Raw genomic sequence first — 15,411 nt, 5'->3', positions numbered from 1 at the left:
TGACTACGTGGAACACGCGGTGCGGGCCAGGTACACGAGGGCAGAATCGGCCGGCTCGCCGGACAGACCCCCATGGCCGACGCGACCGCTCGACTCTCCTGTGCGGAACGGGGTCCGGCAGCCCGGGAACCCGCTACCCTCCTCGGCCATGGCCGACATAGTCCGCGCTACCGCCGCCGACGTCCCCGCGCTCGCCTCCGTGCTCGCCAGTGCCTATGCCGAGGACCCCGTCTGGACGTGGCTGATGCCGTGCGACCGGGACCGGCGGCTGCGGCTGCTGTTCACCGCGCACCTGGCCCAGCAGATCCCGGCCGGCCGGGTGTGGACCGACCCGGAGCGCACGGTCGCGGCGGTGTGGGCGGAGCCCGGGAAGTGGAAGCTGCCGGTGACGTACCTGCTGCGCAACGCGGGCCCGCTCCTGCGTGCGGGACGGGCTCAACTCCCGCGTACCGCCGGACGGTTGCTCACCATGGAGCACCGCCATCCGGCCGGTCCCGAGCACTGGTACGTCGAGTACATCGGCACCCGCGCTGACGCGCGCGGCACGGGGCGCGGGGCGCGGGTGCTCGGCGGGCTGCTGGAGCGGGCGGACGCGGACGGGCGGCCGGTCTTCCTGGAGTCCAGCAACCGCCGTAATCTCACCTTCTACCAGCGGCACGGCTTCACCGTGCACGAGGAGATGACGTTCCGTGCCGGGCCGCCGATGTGGTCGATGTGGCGCCGGGACGACGGCCGGTAGCGTGCGTGCCGGACGCCGCGCGGCGGACGGCAGTTTGACGACAGGGCCTGGGTCAGGCCGACAGTTCCCAGATCAGCACCTCGGCCGTTCCGTCCGCCACCAGCTCCAGCCCTTCCTCGCCGGTGATCCGCACCGAGTCGCCCGGCTCCAGCTCCTCGTCGCCGAGCCGCACCGACCCGGCCACCACATGGACGTACACCCGCGCCGCGTCCGGCACCGCCGCGCGCTCCCCCGCACCCAACCTGCGCACATGCAGCATCGCACCGGCCGCCGGGAGGGCGTACGGGGTGGAGTCGGCGATGCCGGGGACGATCGCGTACGAGGGTTCGCCGCCCGGTTCGAGCGGGGCCAGCCACATCTGAATGAACGTCAGCGGGCCGTCGCCGTCATTGCGTTCGACATGGCGCACGCCGGAGGCGGCGCCGAGGTGCTGGAGGTCCCCGGCCCGTACGACCGTGGCGTGACCGGTGGAGTCGCGGTGGGTCAGCTCGCCCTCGACGACCCAGGTGACGATCTCCGTATGGCTGTGGGGGTGTTCGTCGAAACCCGCGCCGGGCGCCAGCCGCTCCGAGTTGCAGGCCAGGATCGCGCCGAAGCGCAGATTGTCCGGGTCGTAGAAGCTGCCGAAGGAGAAGGCGTGCCGGGACAGGATGCCGGCGTCCTGGTCCCCGCCCAGGAAACGTTCTTCGGCGCGGTGTACGGAAATCACCTGCCCACGGTAGCCGGGCGCGGCGCCCCCGCGACCCGTGCGCCGCTACCCGCCGGTACGACCCGCGGTCGCCCCGGCCCTCCGTGTCCGTGGTCCGATAAGGCAATCTTGTCTCCGTGCCCCGACCCGATCCTGAGCATCCCGATGCGAACGCCGCCCACCTGCATGCCGCGACCCTGAAACGCCTGGAACAGTCCTCCGGCCGGCTCGCCGCGAACGCGATTGCCCGCATGGACGAGTCGCTGCCGTGGTACCGGGCGATGCCACCGGAGAACCGGTCCTGGATCGGCCTGGTGGCCCAGGCCGGTATCGCGGCGTTCACCGAGTGGTTCCGGCATCCGGAGACCCCGCAGGCCATCTCCACCGATGTGTTCGGCACGGCTCCGCGCGAGCTGACCCGGGCGATCACCCTGCGGCAGACCGTCGAGATGGTGCGTACGACGATCGAGGTCATGGAGGCCGCGATCGAGGAGGTCGCCGCGCCCGGCGACGAGTCGGTGCTGCGCGAGGCGCTGCTCGTCTACGCCCGGGAGATCGCGTTCGCGACCGCCCAGGTGTACGCGCAGGCCGCCGAGGCGCGCGGCGCCTGGGACGCCCGGCTGGAATCGCTCGTGGTGAACGCGGTGCTGTCCGGCGAGGCCGACGAGGGCGCCGTGTCACGCGCCGCGGCGCTCGGCTGGAACTCCCCCGAGCACGTCTGCGTGGTGCTCGGCACCGCCCCGGACGGCGACAGCGAGCTGACCGTGGAGGCGATCAGGCGGGCCGCCCGGCACGCGAAGCTCCAGGTGCTGACCGGAGTGCTCGGCAACCGCCTGGTCGTCATCGCGGGTGGCAGCGACAACCCGCTGCATGTCGCGAAGGCGCTGATCGGCCCGTACGCGGCGGGACCCGTCGTCGCCGGACCCGTGGTGCCCGACCTGCTGGCGGCCACCCGGTCCGCGCAGGCCGCCGCCGCCGGACTCAAGGCGTGCGGTGCCTGGCAGGACGCCCCGCGGCCGGTGCTCGCCGACGATCTGCTGCCGGAGCGCGCGATGGCGGGCGACCCCGCCGCGCGGGACCAATTGGTGGAGGAGATCTACAGACCGCTGGAAGAAGCGGGCTCCGCGCTCCTGGAAACGCTGAGTGTGTATCTGGAGCAGGCGAGCAGCCTGGAAGGCGCGGCCAGGATGCTCTTCGTCCACCCGAACACCGTGCGCTACCGGCTCCGACGTGTGACAGACGTCACCGGATGGTCACCGTCCGACGTTCGTTCGGCGTTCACGCTGCGGATCGCCCTGATCCTGGGGCGCTTGGCCGCGAGAGATCCTCAGTCCTAGACTTTTGTCGGACATCAACAATTCCCCATACGGTTCTTCGTCCCTGTCCCCACGGGTGTTCCGGACCGTTCACAAGAGAGAGTGTGAGTGTGCTCGTACTCGTCGCTCCCGGCCAAGGCGCTCAGACGCCCGGCTTCCTGACTCCCTGGCTCGACCTTCCCGGTGCCTCCGACCGCATCGCGGCCTGGTCCGACGCCATCGGGCTCGACCTCACCCACTACGGCACCAAGGCCGACGCGGATGAGATCCGTGACACCTCGGTGGCGCAGCCGCTGCTGGTGGCCGCAGGTCTGCTGTCCGCCGCCGCGCTCGACGCGTCGCCGAACGTCGTCGCAGGTCACAGCGTTGGCGAGATCACTGCCGCAGCCCTCGCCGGAGTCATCGGCGACGAGGCCGCGCTGCGTCTCGTGCGGACCCGTGGGCTGGCCATGGCCGAGGCCGCGGCGGTCACCGAGACCGGCATGGCGGCGCTGCTGGGCGGGGACCCGGACGTGTCGGTCGCGCACCTGGAGAAGCTCGGGCTGACCCCGGCGAACGTCAACGGGGCCGGTCAGATCGTCGCCGCGGGCACCGCCGCGCAGATCGCCGCGCTGGTCGAGGACAAGCCCGAGGGCGTGCGCCGCGTGGTGCCCCTCAAGGTCGCCGGTGCCTTCCACACGAGCCACATGGCCCCCGCCGTCGACCGGCTGCGCGAGGCCGCCGCGGAGCTGACGCCCGCCGATCCGGCCGTGACATATGTCTCGAACGCCGACGGGAAGGCCGTCGCCACCGGCGACGAGGTCATCTCCCGGCTGGTCGGCCAGGTGGCCAACCCGGTCCGCTGGGACCTGTGCATGGAGACCTTCAAGGAGCTGGGCGTCACGGCTCTCATCGAGGCCTGCCCCGGCGGCACCCTCACGGGTCTCGCCAAGCGCGCGCTGCCCGGTGTCCGGACACTCGCGCTCAAGACCCCCGACGACCTCGACGCGGCCCGCGCGCTCATCTCCGAGCACGCAGGCGCCTAAGGAGCCCGAGAGAATGTCGAAGATCAAGCCCAGCCAGGGCGCCCCGTACGCACGGATCATGGGTGTCGGCGGCTACCGCCCGACCCGTGTCGTGCCCAACGAGGTGATCCTCGAGACGATCGACTCGTCCGACGAGTGGATCCGTTCGCGCTCCGGCATCGCCACCCGCCACTGGGCCTCCGAGGAGGAGACCGTGGCCGCGATGTCCGTCGAGGCGTCCGGCAAGGCCATCGCGGACTCCGGGATCAGGCCCGATCAGATCGGCGCCGTGATCGTCTCCACCGTCTCGCACTTCAAGCAGACCCCGGCCATCGCGACCGAGATCGCCCACCTGGTCGGCGCGGGCAAGCCCGCCGCCTTCGACATCTCGGCCGGCTGCGCGGGCTTCGGCTACGGGCTGACCCTCGCCAAGGGCATGATCGTCGAGGGTTCGGCGGAGTACGTGCTCGTCATCGGCGTGGAGCGGCTCAGCGACCTCACCGACAAGGAGGACCGCGCGACGGCCTTCCTCTTCGGCGACGGCGCCGGTGCGGTCGTCGTCGGTCCCTCCAAGGTGCCGGCCATAGGCCCGACCGTCTGGGGCTCCGAGGGCGACAAGTCCGACACCATCAAGCAGACCGTGGCGTGGGACGAGTTCCACGCCGAGCGCCCGGAGAAGTTCCCGGCCATCACGCAGGAGGGCCAGGCGGTGTTCCGCTGGGCCGTCTTCGAGATGGCGAAGGTCGCCCAGCAGGCGCTGGACGCGGCCGGGATCGCCCCGGAAGACCTGGACGTCTTCATTCCGCACCAGGCAAACATGCGGATCATCGACTCGATGGTGAAGACCCTGAAGCTGCCGGAGAACGTCACCGTCGCGCGCGACGTGGAGACCACCGGCAACACCTCCGCCGCCTCGATTCCGCTCGCTATGGAGCGGCTTCTGGCGACCGGTCAGGCGAAGAGCGGCGACACCGCGCTCGTCATCGGCTTCGGGGCGGGTCTCGTCTACGCCGCGACGGTCGTTACCCTCCCCTAGGCACACCAGGCCTTTTAGGCCCGGACGTCCGAACCCTGCAGATAAACACCGAAGGAGCGCCAACATGGCCGCCACTCAGGAAGAGATCGTCACCGGTCTCGCCGAGATCGTCAACGAGATCGCCGGGATCCCGGTCGAGGACGTCCAGCTGGACAAGTCCTTCACCGACGACCTGGACGTCGACTCGCTGTCCATGGTCGAGGTCGTCGTCGCCGCCGAGGAGCGCTTCGACGTGAAGATCCCCGACGAGGACGTCAAGAACCTCAAGACCGTCGGCGACGCTGCCGACTACATCCTCAAGCACCAGGGCTGATCAGGCCTGCTCCTGTGTCGCCACCCGGCGGTGGCGCCGCTGATTCACGACCCTCTACACGTGGAGAAGATTTTCCAGTGAACTCGACCAATCGCACCGTGGTCGTCACCGGTATCGGCGCAACCACTCCGCTGGGTGGCGACACGGCGTCGACCTGGGAAGGTCTGATGGCCGGTCGTTCCGGCGTCAAGCCTCTCGAGGGCGAACGTTTCGCCGAACTGCCCGTCCGGATCGCCGCCCTCGCGGCCGTCGACCCGGGCGACGTCCTGCCCCGCCCGCTCGCCCGCAAGCTGGACCGCTCGGCGCAGTTCGCGCTGATCGCGGCCCGTGAGGCCTGGGCGGACGCCGGTTTCACCGGCAAGGCCGGCGAGGACGAGAAGATCCAGCCCGAGCGGCTGGGATCGGTCATCGCCTCCGGTATCGGAGGCGTGATCACCCTGCTCGACCAGTACGACGTGCTCAAGGAGAAGGGCGTACGCCGCGTCTCCCCGCACACCGTGCCCATGCTCATGCCCAACGGCCCGGCGGCCAACGTCGGCCTGGAGGTCAACGCCCAGGCCGGTGTCCACACCCCGGTCTCCGCCTGCGCCTCGGGCGCCGAGGCGATCGGCTACGCCGTCGAGATGATCCGCACCGGCCGCGCCGATGTGGTCCTCGCCGGTGGCACCGAGGCGGCGATCCACCCGCTGCCGATCGCCGCGTTCGCCAACATGATGGCGATGTCCAAGAGCAACGAGGAGCCCGAGAAGGCCTCCCGTCCGTACGACACCCGCCGGGACGGCTTCGTCCTCGGCGAGGGCGCCGGGGTCGTCGTCCTGGAGTCCGCGGAGCACGCCGCCGCGCGTGGCGCCAAGATCTACTGCGAGGTGCTGGGCCAGGGCCTGTCCGCGGACGCCCACCACATCGCGCAGCCGGAGCCGACCGGGCGCGGCATCGCCGCCGCGATGCAGAACCTGCTGGACCAGACGGACCTCAAGGCGTCCGAGGTCGTGCACCTCAACGCGCACGCCACGTCGACGCCGCAGGGCGACGTCGCGGAGCTGAAGGCTCTGCGCAAGGTCCTGGGCGACGACCTCGACCATGTCGCGATCTCCGCGACGAAGTCGATGACCGGTCATCTCCTGGGCGGCGCGGGCGGCATCGAGACCGTCGCGACGGTCCTGGCGCTGCACCACCGGATGGCTCCGCCGACGATCAACGTGGAGCACCTCGACGAGGCCGTGGAGGCGGACATCGTGCGCGACGCGCCCCGGCCGCTGCCGGAGGGTTCGATCGCCGCGATCAACAACTCGTTCGGATTCGGCGGGCACAACGTGGTGCTGGCGTTCCGTAGCGTCTGACCTGCGGTCCGCGGTTCCGGTACGACGATGCCGCCTTCCCCTGCGTGGGGAGGCGGCATCGTCCGTCACGTGGGGCGTTCCACCGCTTCCCGAGCCGGGCTCCGCCCCGGACCCCGCGCCTCGAACGCCGGCGAGGCCTGAATTCACGCCACCCCGGCAAAATCAAGCCCCTCCGGCGATTGAGGAGCCTGGGTACGGGGGCAGCACCCCCGATTCGCGAAGGTCACACCACCTGGTGCAGCCACCGCACCGGCGCGCCCTCGCCCGCGTGGCGGAAGGACTCCAGCTCGTCGTCCCACGGCTTGCCGAGCAGTTTGGCGATCTCGGCCTCCAGGTCGGTCTCGCCCCGCACCGACCGGGCCAGCGCCGCCCGCAGCCGGTCCTCGGGCACCAGGATGTCGCCGTGCATGCCGGTGACGGCGTGGAAGATGCCGAGGCCGGGCGTGGAGCTGTAGCGCTCGCCCTCCGACGTGGCGCTCGGCTCCGCCGTCACCTCGAAGCGCAACAGGTCCCAGCCCCGCAGTGCGGAAGCCAGCTTGGACGCCGTGCCGGGGCGGGCCTGCCAGGAGAACTCGGACCGCCAGGTGCCGGGCGCGGCAGGCTGTCTGATCCAGTCCAGTTGGACCCGCACACCGAGGACACCGCCCACCGCCCACTCGACATGGGGGCAGAGCGCGCGCGGTGCGGAGTGAACGTACAGAACTCCACGTGTCGTCACCGGGACCTCCAGTGTGGGACGAAGTTCGCCTTCCCCAGCGGCCTCGCACCCGTACCGTCTCTTCTCGGCCGGATCCCGAGGTTGTCATCAGTAAACAGCATCGGGGTGAAACTCCTGAAAAGGGGCAGTATGTGACGTGATGTGATTTCCCGAAAGCCACCCGAGTGGAGCCGGGCGGGTGGAAGGCGCCGCTGGTCCGACGAGGAAAAGCTACCGCGCGGCGGGGGCCCAGGTGTGACGTACGGTCGGTCCCGGGCCCATCAATCGCTCAGCTTTCACCCGCCAGGGCGGCCGGGCCTTCCGACCGGTGCCACCAGGGGTTGCCGGGGGCATAACCGAGGGGACCAAGGGATGCAGGATCGTTCCGCCCGCCACCGTTCGCGTACCGCGGCCGCTGTCCTGGCGGCGGTCTCACTGCTCGGCACGGCCGCTCTGACCGGGTGCGACTCCGGCCAGGAGGGGACGACGAAGGGGGCGGCCGCGCAGCCTTCGGCCAGGCCGGGACCGGTCTGGGACCGCGAGCCGGGTTCGGTGGCCGCCGTCGGCGACTCCATCACCCGCGGTTTCGACGCCTGTTCGGTGCTGGCGGACTGCCCGGAGGTGTCCTGGGCGACCGGCACGGACAGCGGGGTGCGCAGCCTCGCCGTGCGGCTGCTCGGTGAGGCGGGGGCCGCCTCGCACAGCTGGAACCACGCCGAGACGGGGGCCAGGATCGCGCAGCTGCCCGAGCAGATGGCGCTGGCCGCGAAAGAGAAACCCGATCTGGTGACGGTGATGATCGGCGCCAATGACGCCTGCCGGGACTCCGCGCGGTACATGACGCCGGTGGCTGATTTCCGCGCGTCGTTCGAGGCGTCGATGCGTCAGCTGCGGGCCGGGGCGCCCAAGGCGCAGGTGTACGTGTCGAGCGTGCCGGATCTCAAGCGGCTCTGGTCGACGGGGCGCGGCAACGCGCTGGGCAAGCAGATCTGGAAGCTGGGGATCTGTCGGTCGATGCTGGGCGACGCGGACGACATGGGGGCGCAGGCGGCGGCCCGGCGCGCATCGGTGCAGGACCGGGTCGTGGCGTACAACAAGGTGCTCCGGGAGGTCTGTGCGAAGGACCTGCGCTGCCGTTACGACGGCGGGGCGGTCTTCGACTACCCGTTCACCGGCAGGCAGCTCAGCCAGTGGGACTGGTTCCATCCCGGGCGCGACGGGCAGGCGAGGCTGGCGGAGATCGCGTACCGCAATGTCACCGCCGCCCGGCCTCCGGCGTAAGGTCCGTGATCATGGTCACTGGTTCGGGAACGGCGATACGTACGGAAGACTTCGGCACCCTCGCGGACGGCACCCCCGTGCACCGCTGGACGCTGGAACGGGACGGTACGCGCGTGCGCGTGCTGACGTACGGCGGCGTCGTGCAGTCGGTCGAGGTGCCGGACCGGGACGGGGTGCGGGCGGGTGTCGCGCTCGGGCTGCCGGACCTCGCCGGGTACGAGAGGTTCCCCGGCCCGTACTTCGGCGCGCTGGTCGGGCGGTACGCGAACCGGATCGGCGGTGCCCGGTTCGAGCTGGACGGGCGTACGCACCGGTTGACGCGGAACGAGGGGCGCAACCAGGTGCACGGCGGGGCCAGGGGCTTCGACAAGCGCGTGTGGCGGGCGCGGGAGGTGCCGGACGGTGTCGAGCTCTCGCTGGTCTCCGAGGACGGCGAGGAGGGCTTCCCGGGCCGTCTCGCGGTGTCGGCGGCCTACACCCTGGGCGAGGGCGGGGAGCTGCGGATCGCGTACCGGGCGACGACCGACGCGCCGACGGTGCTGAACCTGACGAATCACACGTACTGGAACCTCGCGGGCGACGACAGCGGCAGCGCGCTCGGGCAGGTGCTGCGGATCGCGGCCGGGCGGATCACTCCGGCGGACGCCGAGTCGCTGCCCACGGGCGAGTTCCTGCCGGTGGACGGGACCCGGTTCGACTTCCGTGAGCCGGGGCCGGTCGGCGCGGGCTACGACCACAACTTCGTGCTGGACGGGGCGGGAACGGGCCCGGCGGCCGAGCTGTACGACGCGGCCTCGGGGCGCGTGCTGACCGTGACCACGACGGAGCCGGGGCTCCAGCTGTACACGGCGGACCACTTCGACGGGCGGCCGTTCGGCCCGTGCGCCGGGATCGCGCTGGAGACCCAGCACTTCCCCGACTCCCCGAACCGGCCGGCGTTCCCGAGCACGGTGCTGCGGCCGGGCGAGGAGTTCGTCTCGACGACCGTGTACGGATTCACGGTGCGCTGACGGCACGGCAGGGGGACGGGACCGCCCCGCCCCCTGCCGTCCGGCCGCTACCGCTCGATGTCCACGGTCGCCGTCAGGCGTACGTCGCCGAGCGAGCGGGCCGCCTGCACCTCGTACGTGCCGGGGACCAGGACCCAGTCGTACGCCTCCTCGTCCCAGATCTCGTACCCGCGCCGCTCCAGCGCGATCACCGTCTCGGCGCTCTCGCCGGGCGCCGCCTCGACGCGGGCGAAACCGGCCAGCCAGCGGACCGGGCGTTCGGCGGCGTCGTCGCGGGGCGCGAGGTAGATCTGGACGGTCTCGGCGCCCGGCCGGGTGCCGGTGTTGCGGACGCGGACGGTGGCGGAGTCCGGGCCGGCCGTCAGGCTCTCGTACTCCCAGGTGGTGTAGCCGAGTCCGTGGCCGAAGGGGTACGCGGGCGCGGTGCCGGCCTTCTCCCAGGCCCGGTAGCCGACGAAGACGCCCTCGTCGTAGTGGAGTTCACCGTCGGTGGGGGCGGTGTTCGAGACCGGCACGTCGGCGAGCGCGGCCGGCCAGGTGGTGGGGAGGCGCCCGCCCGGTTCCCCGGCGCCGAGCAGGACGTCCGCGAGGGCGTGGCCGGCCTCCTGGCCGGGGAACCAGCCGAGCAGCACGGCCGCGACCTCGTCGCGCCACGGGAGCTCCACCGGGGAACCGGAGTTGACGATCACGACGGTGTCCGGGTTGGCGGCGGCGACGGCCCGGACGAGGTCGTCCTGGTGGCCGGGGAGCCTGAGGTCGGTGCGGTCGAAGCCCTCGGACTCGACGCGTTCGGTGGTGCCGACGACGACGATCGCGGTGTCCGCGGCGCGGGCCGCCTCGACGGCCTCGGCGATCAGCTCCTGCGGGTCGCGGCGCGGGCCGAGGTGGCAGAAGGCGAACGAGACGCCGGGGATCGGCGCGTCGTCCCCCAGGGTCTCGGGGACCTGCCGCAGCGAGACCTGGACGGGCTCGCCCGCGGTGAGCGTGATCCGGCCGCGCTCCAGCGGGTTGCCGAAGAATGCCTCGCCGGGGTCGTCGGAGCCGGTGACGCGGTGGATCCCGTCGTACAGGGTCTCGCCCGCGACGGTGAGGGTGAGCGCCCCGGTGCCTCGGGTGCCGAAGACGTGCTCGCCGCTGTCGCGCGGGACGAAGGTGCCGGTGATCTCGACGCTGTGCAGCGTCGCGCGGGTGACTCCCTCGGGGAAGTCGTCGCCGATCCACTGGAGGGTGCCGCCCCGCAGCGGTGCGGAGCCGATGACGGTGCCGGCCTCGTCGTAGCAGACCGCCTTGAGCTCGAAGCCCTTCTCGGCGGGGGTGAGTTCGGTGTTGGGGTCGGCGCCGACGCGGAAGTCGACGACGCCCTCGGGGAGGGCGGCGAGGAGGCCGTCGAGCGGGCTGACGATGTGGTGCGGGAAGACCTGGGCGGAGCCGCCGCCCAGGACCCGGGCGTCCCGGGCGAGCGCCCCGCTGACCGCGACCCTGCGGACGGCCGCCGGGTCGATGGGGAGGGCGGCGCGTTCGTTGCGTACGAGCACGAAGGAGCGGCGGGCGATCTCGCGGGCCAGGGCGTCGCCGTCGACGGCATCGGGGCGGCCCGCCTCGTCGACGACGGGGGGTGCGCCGTCCAGGATGCCGACGCGGGCGGCCAGCCGCAGCACATTGCGTACGGCGCCGTCGACGACGGACTCCTCGACCTCACCGGCCCGCACGGCGTCGGCGAGCGCCTTGCCGTAGACGGTCTTGGGGCCGGGCATCGCGACGTCGAGCCCGCCGTTGACGGCGGCGACGGTGGAGCGGGCGGCCAGCCAGTCGGAGACGATGTAGCCGTCGAAGCCCCATTCGCCGCGCAGCACCGCGTTCTGCAGGTAGCGGTGCTCGGTCATGGTGGAGCCGTTGACCTGGTTGTAGGCGGCCATGATGCCCCACGGGTGGGCGTTCTTGACGATCCGTTCGAACGGGGCGAGGTAGATCTCGCGCAGGGTGCGCGGGGCGACGATGTTGTCGACGGTGAAGCGGTCGGTCTCGGCGTCGTTGGCGACGAAGTGCTTGACGGTCGTGCCGACCCCGCCGTCCTGGACGCCGAGCACATAGCCGGTGCCGATCTCGCCGGTGAGGTACGGGTCCTCGCTGTACGTCTCGAAGTGGCGCCCGCCGAGCGGGGACCGGTGGAGGTTCACGGTCGGGGCGAGAAGGACGTGCACCCCCTTGCGGTGGGCCTCCTGGGCCAGCAGCCGGCCGGCCCGGCGGGCCAGGGCCGGGTCCCAGGTCGCGGCCAGCGCGGTGGGCGAGGGCAGGGCGACGGACGGGTCGTCGGCGCTCCAGGCGACGCCCCGGACCCCGATCGGCCCGTCGGACATCACCAGTGAGCGCAGCCCGACGGCGGGGAGCGCGGGCAGCGACCACATGTCCTGGCCGGCCAGCAGCCGCGCCTTGTCGTCGAGCCCGAGTGCGGCGAGCGCCGCGTCGACCGCGGCCTCGCGGGCCGCATCGGGGTTGGTGGGTGTGGACGCGCCTGCCACGGCCGTACCTCCTCGTCGGAACCTGGACTGAATACCTCCATACTGACCCCGCCACAGGTAGAGCAGTAGGTTTCGTTATCACTCCGTGATATTCGGGGATGGCGTACGGTCCCCAGTGCAGGACCGATGGAGCGCCGAAAGGGGCCGGGGCGATGGTGCGGGCCAGGAGTACGGAGCGGCGGGCGGAGATCGTCCGGGCCACGCTCGAAGTGATCGCCGAGCGCGGCTACCGCGGCGCCTCGCTGAGCGCGGTCGCCGAGCGGGTCGGCCTCAGTCAGCAGGGGCTCCTGCACTACTTCCCGACCAAGGAGGCGCTGCTCGTCGCCGTGCTGGCGGAGCGCGACCAGTGGGACACCGGCGGCGGCACCCGGAGCGACGGCGTCTGGCGGATCGAGCTGCTGGCCTCGCTGGTGGAGTACAACGCGATGCGGTCCGGCATCGTCCAGACGTTCTCGGCCCTGCTCGGCGAGAGCGTGACGGAGGGACATCCCGCGCGGGAGTTCTTCACGCGCCGCTACACCCAGGTCCGGTCGAGCATGGCGGCGATACTGCGCGCGGAGTACGGCGAACGGCTGCCGGGCGGGCTGACTCCGGAGCGCGCGGCGCCGCTGCTCGTGGCGGTGATGGACGGGCTCCAGTACCAGTGGCTGCTGGACCCGGATTCGGTGGACATGCCCGCTGCGTTCGGGGATTTCCTGGCGCTGTTGCAGCCGCCGGGACCCGGGACTTCGGAGAACCCGCAATCATGACATGGCCTGCGGCGACGCAAGTAGAACAATGATCAATGAACGCCACCTGCGGGTGATTTCGGGGCGTTCTACGCGCGTCCGGGCGCAGGGCAGCCCTCCGGGCGCCCCAGGGTTGCCGCATGACTACCGAGCCCGCCGGAACCCCCGGCCTGCCCTCCCGCCGCACCCTGATCACGGGCGCCACCGCCGGTGCCGCCGCCCTGGCCGTCTCCGCCGCGACCGGCACCGCGAGCGCCGCCGCGCCCGGTGCCACCGGCTCCCCCGCCGCAGCCGGCACCGCGTTAGCCCCAGCGGCCACCGGATCGGACTGGAACACCTGCCTGAACGTCGCCCGCGCCATCCTCGTACGCGACGAACAGGACCAGCCGCTGGTCCCCCACTACCGCGACATCCTGCTGTCCAAGGGCCTGCCGCGCAGCCGCAAGAGCCCCAAGAAGGTGCTGATCGTCGGCGCGGGCCCGGCCGGGCTCACCGCCGCCCATCTGCTCCGCAGCGCCGGGCACACCGTCACCGTCATCGAGGCCAACGGCAACCGCGTCGGCGGCCGGATCAAGACCTTCCGCCAGGGCGGCCACGAGAAGGCGAAGGCACCGTTCGCGGACCCGAAGCAGAACGCCGAGGCCGGCGCGATGCGCATCCCCGACAGCCATCCGCTGGTCACCGGCCTCATGGACAGCTTCGGTCTGAAGCGCCGCCGCTTCTACCTGGTGGACGTCGACGCCGAGGGCCGGCCCGTCAACCGCACCTGGATCCATGTCAACGGCATCCGGATGCGCAAGGCCGACTACGCGCAGAAGCCCCAGGCGATCAACCGCTCGTTCGGGGTCCCCGCCGAGTTCGAGAACAAGACCGCCGCGTCGATCGTGCGGGACGCCTTCAAGCCCGTGCGGCAGGAGTTCGAGGGCAAGGAGGGCCGGGAGCTCGTCGAGGGCTGGGCGCGGGTGATCCAGCGGTACGGGCACTGGTCGATGTTCCGCTTCCTGACCGAGGCGGCCAAGCTCGACGAGCGCACCATCGACCTCATCGGCACGGTCGAGAACCTCACGTCCCGGCTCCATCTCGCCTTTGTGCACAGCTTCATCGGGGCCTCCCTGATCAGCCCGGACACCGCGTTCTTCGAGCTGCCGGGCGGTACGGGCACGCTTGCCGACGCGATGTACGAGCGGGTCAAGGACGTGGTTCGGCTGGACCGCCGGGCCACCAGGATCGGTTACGGCACCGATCACGTCGAGGTCGAGACGATCTCCGAGGGCCGCGACGGCAAGCCGCTGGTGCGCCAGACCTTCCGCGGTGACCGGGCGATCATCACCGTGCCGTTCTCCGGGCTGCGCCACATCCCCGTCGCACCCGCGCTCTCGTACGGCAAGCGGCGCGCGATCACCGAGATCCACTACGACGCGGCGACCAAGGTGCTGCTCGAATTCAGCCGCCGCTGGTGGGAGTTCGAGGAGAAGGACTGGAAGACCGAGCTGGAGCGGATCAAGCCCGGTCTGTACGACGCCTACCGGCTGGGCAAGGCGCCGGCCGACGGTTCACTGCTGGGCTCCCACCCCTCCGTACCGTCCGGCCACCTCCCGCCCAACCAGCGCGTGCACTACGCGGCGTACCGGGCCACCGCGCGCAACCAGCCCGAGGCGGCGCATGTCATCGGCGGCGGATCGGTCACCGACAACGCCAACCGTTTCATGTTCCAGCCCTCCCACCCGATCGAGGGCAGCGCGGGCGGCGTCGTCCTCGCCTCGTACAGCTGGGCCGACGACGCGCTGAAGTGGGACTCGCTGGAGGACGACGAGCGCTACCCGCACGCCCTGGGCGGGGTGCAGGACGTGTACGGGCAGCGCGTCGAGGTCTTCTACACGGGCGCCGGCGCCACCCAGTCGTGGATGCGCGACCCGTACGCGTACGGCGAGGCGTCGGTGCTGCTGCCGGGCCAGCACACCGAACTCTTCGCCCATGTGCGCTCGGTCGAGGGGCCGCTGCACTTCGCCGGCGACCACACCTCGATCAAGCCGGCCTGGATCGAGGGGGCGCTGGAGTCGGCGGTCAGGTCGGCGCTGGAGGTGCACAGCAGCTGACCGGGTCCGGCGGGCGTCGCTCAGTGGGACAGGCCCAGGGTGACGCCCAGCCCGACGAGCACCGAACCGATGCCCCGGTTGAGGGCCTTCTGCCACTTCAGCATCGAGGTGCGCAGGCGCGAGTTCGAGAAGAACAGCGCGACCAGGCCGAACCAGCCGAAATGGGCGGCGGACATGAACAGCCCGTAACCGGCCTGCTGCCACACACCGGTCTCCGGCCCGACGACCTGCGTGAAGGTCGACACGACGAAGAGCGTGGTCTTGGGGTTCAGCGCGTTGGTGAGGAAACCGGTGCGCAGGGCCCCGAGCCGGGTCAGCTGCGGCTCGGACTCCAGATCGACGTCGACATCGCCGCGGGCGAAAAAGGTCCGGACCCCGATGTAGACGAGATAGGCCGCGCCGACCAGCTTGATCGCGGTGAACAGGGCGGTCGACGAGGCGATCAGCAGCCCGACGCCGAGCATCGTGTACGTGACGTGGACGAGCACGCCCGCGGCGACTCCGGCGGCGGCCATGAGCCCCGTCGTACGGCCGTAGAGGTAGCTGTTGCGGACGACCATCGCGAAGTCCGCACCCGGGCTGATGACGGCGAGGACGGTGATGACGGCGACCGCGACGAGCTCGGTCATGGGCGGCTGGTCTCC

Annotated in this window: 14 protein-coding genes; 10 read left to right on the top strand and 4 right to left on the bottom strand. The window is 71.5% G+C overall.

The features are described 5' to 3' along the window. Window positions 1-148 precede the first annotated feature (148 nt). Window positions 149-739, top strand: coding sequence for a GNAT family N-acetyltransferase (locus OG611_RS14830; RefSeq protein ID WP_266419591.1), 591 nt, complete (start codon window positions 149-151; stop codon window positions 737-739). A gap of 52 nt (window positions 740-791) precedes the next feature. Here the strand turns inward: OG611_RS14830 and OG611_RS14825 are convergent, their stop codons facing one another. Continuing rightward, complete coding sequence (locus tag OG611_RS14825; protein ID WP_266419589.1) at window positions 792-1,448, bottom strand: pirin family protein; 657 nt, start codon at window positions 1,446-1,448, stop codon at window positions 792-794. A gap of 116 nt (window positions 1,449-1,564) precedes the next feature. Between OG611_RS14825 and OG611_RS14820 the strand changes: the two genes are divergently transcribed. The 5 genes from OG611_RS14820 (at window position 1,565) to fabF (ending at window position 6,436) form a co-directional block, all read left to right on the top strand. Further along, window positions 1,565-2,764 carry a CdaR family transcriptional regulator gene (locus OG611_RS14820; RefSeq protein WP_266419586.1) on the top strand — a complete coding sequence of 400 codons (1,200 nt, stop codon included), beginning with the start codon at window positions 1,565-1,567 and terminating at the stop codon, window positions 2,762-2,764. A gap of 89 nt (window positions 2,765-2,853) precedes the next feature. Further along, window positions 2,854-3,768, top strand: a complete 915-nt coding sequence (locus OG611_RS14815) for an ACP S-malonyltransferase (RefSeq protein WP_266425871.1) — start codon at window positions 2,854-2,856, stop codon at window positions 3,766-3,768. Window positions 3,769-3,781: 13 nt separating this feature from the next. Then, a complete protein-coding gene (locus OG611_RS14810) occupies window positions 3,782-4,783 on the top strand; it encodes a ketoacyl-ACP synthase III (protein WP_266419583.1) in 1,002 nt (333 codons plus the stop codon). Between the two features lie 64 nt (window positions 4,784-4,847). Then, entirely contained in the window at window positions 4,848-5,096 is a 249-nt protein-coding gene (locus OG611_RS14805) for an acyl carrier protein (protein WP_014045780.1), read from the top strand. 77 nt (window positions 5,097-5,173) lie between these two features. Next, window positions 5,174-6,436 carry a beta-ketoacyl-ACP synthase II gene (gene fabF, locus OG611_RS14800; protein ID WP_266419580.1) on the top strand — a complete coding sequence of 421 codons (1,263 nt, stop codon included), beginning with the start codon at window positions 5,174-5,176 and terminating at the stop codon, window positions 6,434-6,436. A gap of 223 nt (window positions 6,437-6,659) precedes the next feature. Here the strand turns inward: fabF and OG611_RS14795 are convergent, their stop codons facing one another. Beyond that, a complete protein-coding gene (locus OG611_RS14795; RefSeq protein ID WP_266419578.1) occupies window positions 6,660-7,154 on the bottom strand; it encodes a DUF3145 domain-containing protein in 495 nt (164 codons plus the stop codon). A gap of 351 nt (window positions 7,155-7,505) precedes the next feature. Between OG611_RS14795 and OG611_RS14790 the strand changes: the two genes are divergently transcribed. Together OG611_RS14790 and OG611_RS14785 are read left to right on the top strand one after the other, a co-directional pair. Further along, window positions 7,506-8,414 carry an SGNH/GDSL hydrolase family protein gene (locus OG611_RS14790; RefSeq protein ID WP_266419576.1) on the top strand — a complete coding sequence of 303 codons (909 nt, stop codon included), beginning with the start codon at window positions 7,506-7,508 and terminating at the stop codon, window positions 8,412-8,414. A gap of 11 nt (window positions 8,415-8,425) precedes the next feature. After that, entirely contained in the window at window positions 8,426-9,424 is a 999-nt protein-coding gene (locus tag OG611_RS14785; protein ID WP_266419574.1) for an aldose epimerase family protein, read from the top strand. Window positions 9,425-9,471: 47 nt separating this feature from the next. Here the strand turns inward: OG611_RS14785 and OG611_RS14780 are convergent, their stop codons facing one another. Then, a complete protein-coding gene (locus OG611_RS14780) occupies window positions 9,472-11,943 on the bottom strand; it encodes a glycoside hydrolase family 3 C-terminal domain-containing protein (protein ID WP_266419571.1) in 2,472 nt (823 codons plus the stop codon). 152 nt (window positions 11,944-12,095) lie between these two features. Here OG611_RS14780 and OG611_RS14775 point away from each other — a divergent pair, with 152 nt between their 5' ends. Together OG611_RS14775 and OG611_RS14770 are read left to right on the top strand one after the other, a co-directional pair. Further along, window positions 12,096-12,692: a TetR/AcrR family transcriptional regulator gene (locus OG611_RS14775; RefSeq protein WP_266419568.1), complete on the top strand. Its 597-nt coding sequence runs from the start codon at window positions 12,096-12,098 to the stop codon at window positions 12,690-12,692. 119 nt (window positions 12,693-12,811) lie between these two features. Continuing rightward, window positions 12,812-14,767 carry an FAD-dependent oxidoreductase gene (locus tag OG611_RS14770; protein WP_266419566.1) on the top strand — a complete coding sequence of 652 codons (1,956 nt, stop codon included), beginning with the start codon at window positions 12,812-12,814 and terminating at the stop codon, window positions 14,765-14,767. Between the two features lie 20 nt (window positions 14,768-14,787). Here OG611_RS14770 and OG611_RS14765 read toward each other — a convergent pair whose 3' ends face one another. Further along, window positions 14,788-15,396 carry a LysE family translocator gene (locus OG611_RS14765; RefSeq protein ID WP_266419564.1) on the bottom strand — a complete coding sequence of 203 codons (609 nt, stop codon included), beginning with the start codon at window positions 15,394-15,396 and terminating at the stop codon, window positions 14,788-14,790. Window positions 15,397-15,411 lie beyond the last annotated feature (15 nt).

The organism is Streptomyces sp. NBC_01363 (assembly GCF_026340595.1).
Classification (GTDB): Bacteria; Actinomycetota; Actinomycetes; order Streptomycetales; family Streptomycetaceae; genus Streptomyces.
This window is presented reverse-complemented; position numbering and strand designations above follow the sequence as displayed.

Bases quoted from the DNA above. Each gene is read 5' to 3' on its own strand.
- OG611_RS14830 (WP_266419591.1), top strand. From the start codon at position 149: ATGGCCGACATAGTCCGCGCTACCGCCGCCGACGTCCCCGCGCTCGCC.
- OG611_RS14810 (WP_266419583.1), top strand. From the start codon at position 3,782: ATGTCGAAGATCAAGCCCAGCCAGGGCGCCCCGTACGCACGGATCATG.
- OG611_RS14805 (WP_014045780.1), top strand. From the start codon at position 4,848: ATGGCCGCCACTCAGGAAGAGATCGTCACCGGTCTCGCCGAGATCGTC.
- OG611_RS14790 (WP_266419576.1), top strand. From the start codon at position 7,506: ATGCAGGATCGTTCCGCCCGCCACCGTTCGCGTACCGCGGCCGCTGTC.
- OG611_RS14785 (WP_266419574.1), top strand. From the start codon at position 8,426: ATGGTCACTGGTTCGGGAACGGCGATACGTACGGAAGACTTCGGCACC.
- OG611_RS14775 (WP_266419568.1), top strand. From the start codon at position 12,096: ATGGTGCGGGCCAGGAGTACGGAGCGGCGGGCGGAGATCGTCCGGGCC.
- OG611_RS14770 (WP_266419566.1), top strand. From the start codon at position 12,812: ATGACTACCGAGCCCGCCGGAACCCCCGGCCTGCCCTCCCGCCGCACC.
- OG611_RS14765 (WP_266419564.1), bottom strand. From the start codon at position 15,396: ATGACCGAGCTCGTCGCGGTCGCCGTCATCACCGTCCTCGCCGTCATC.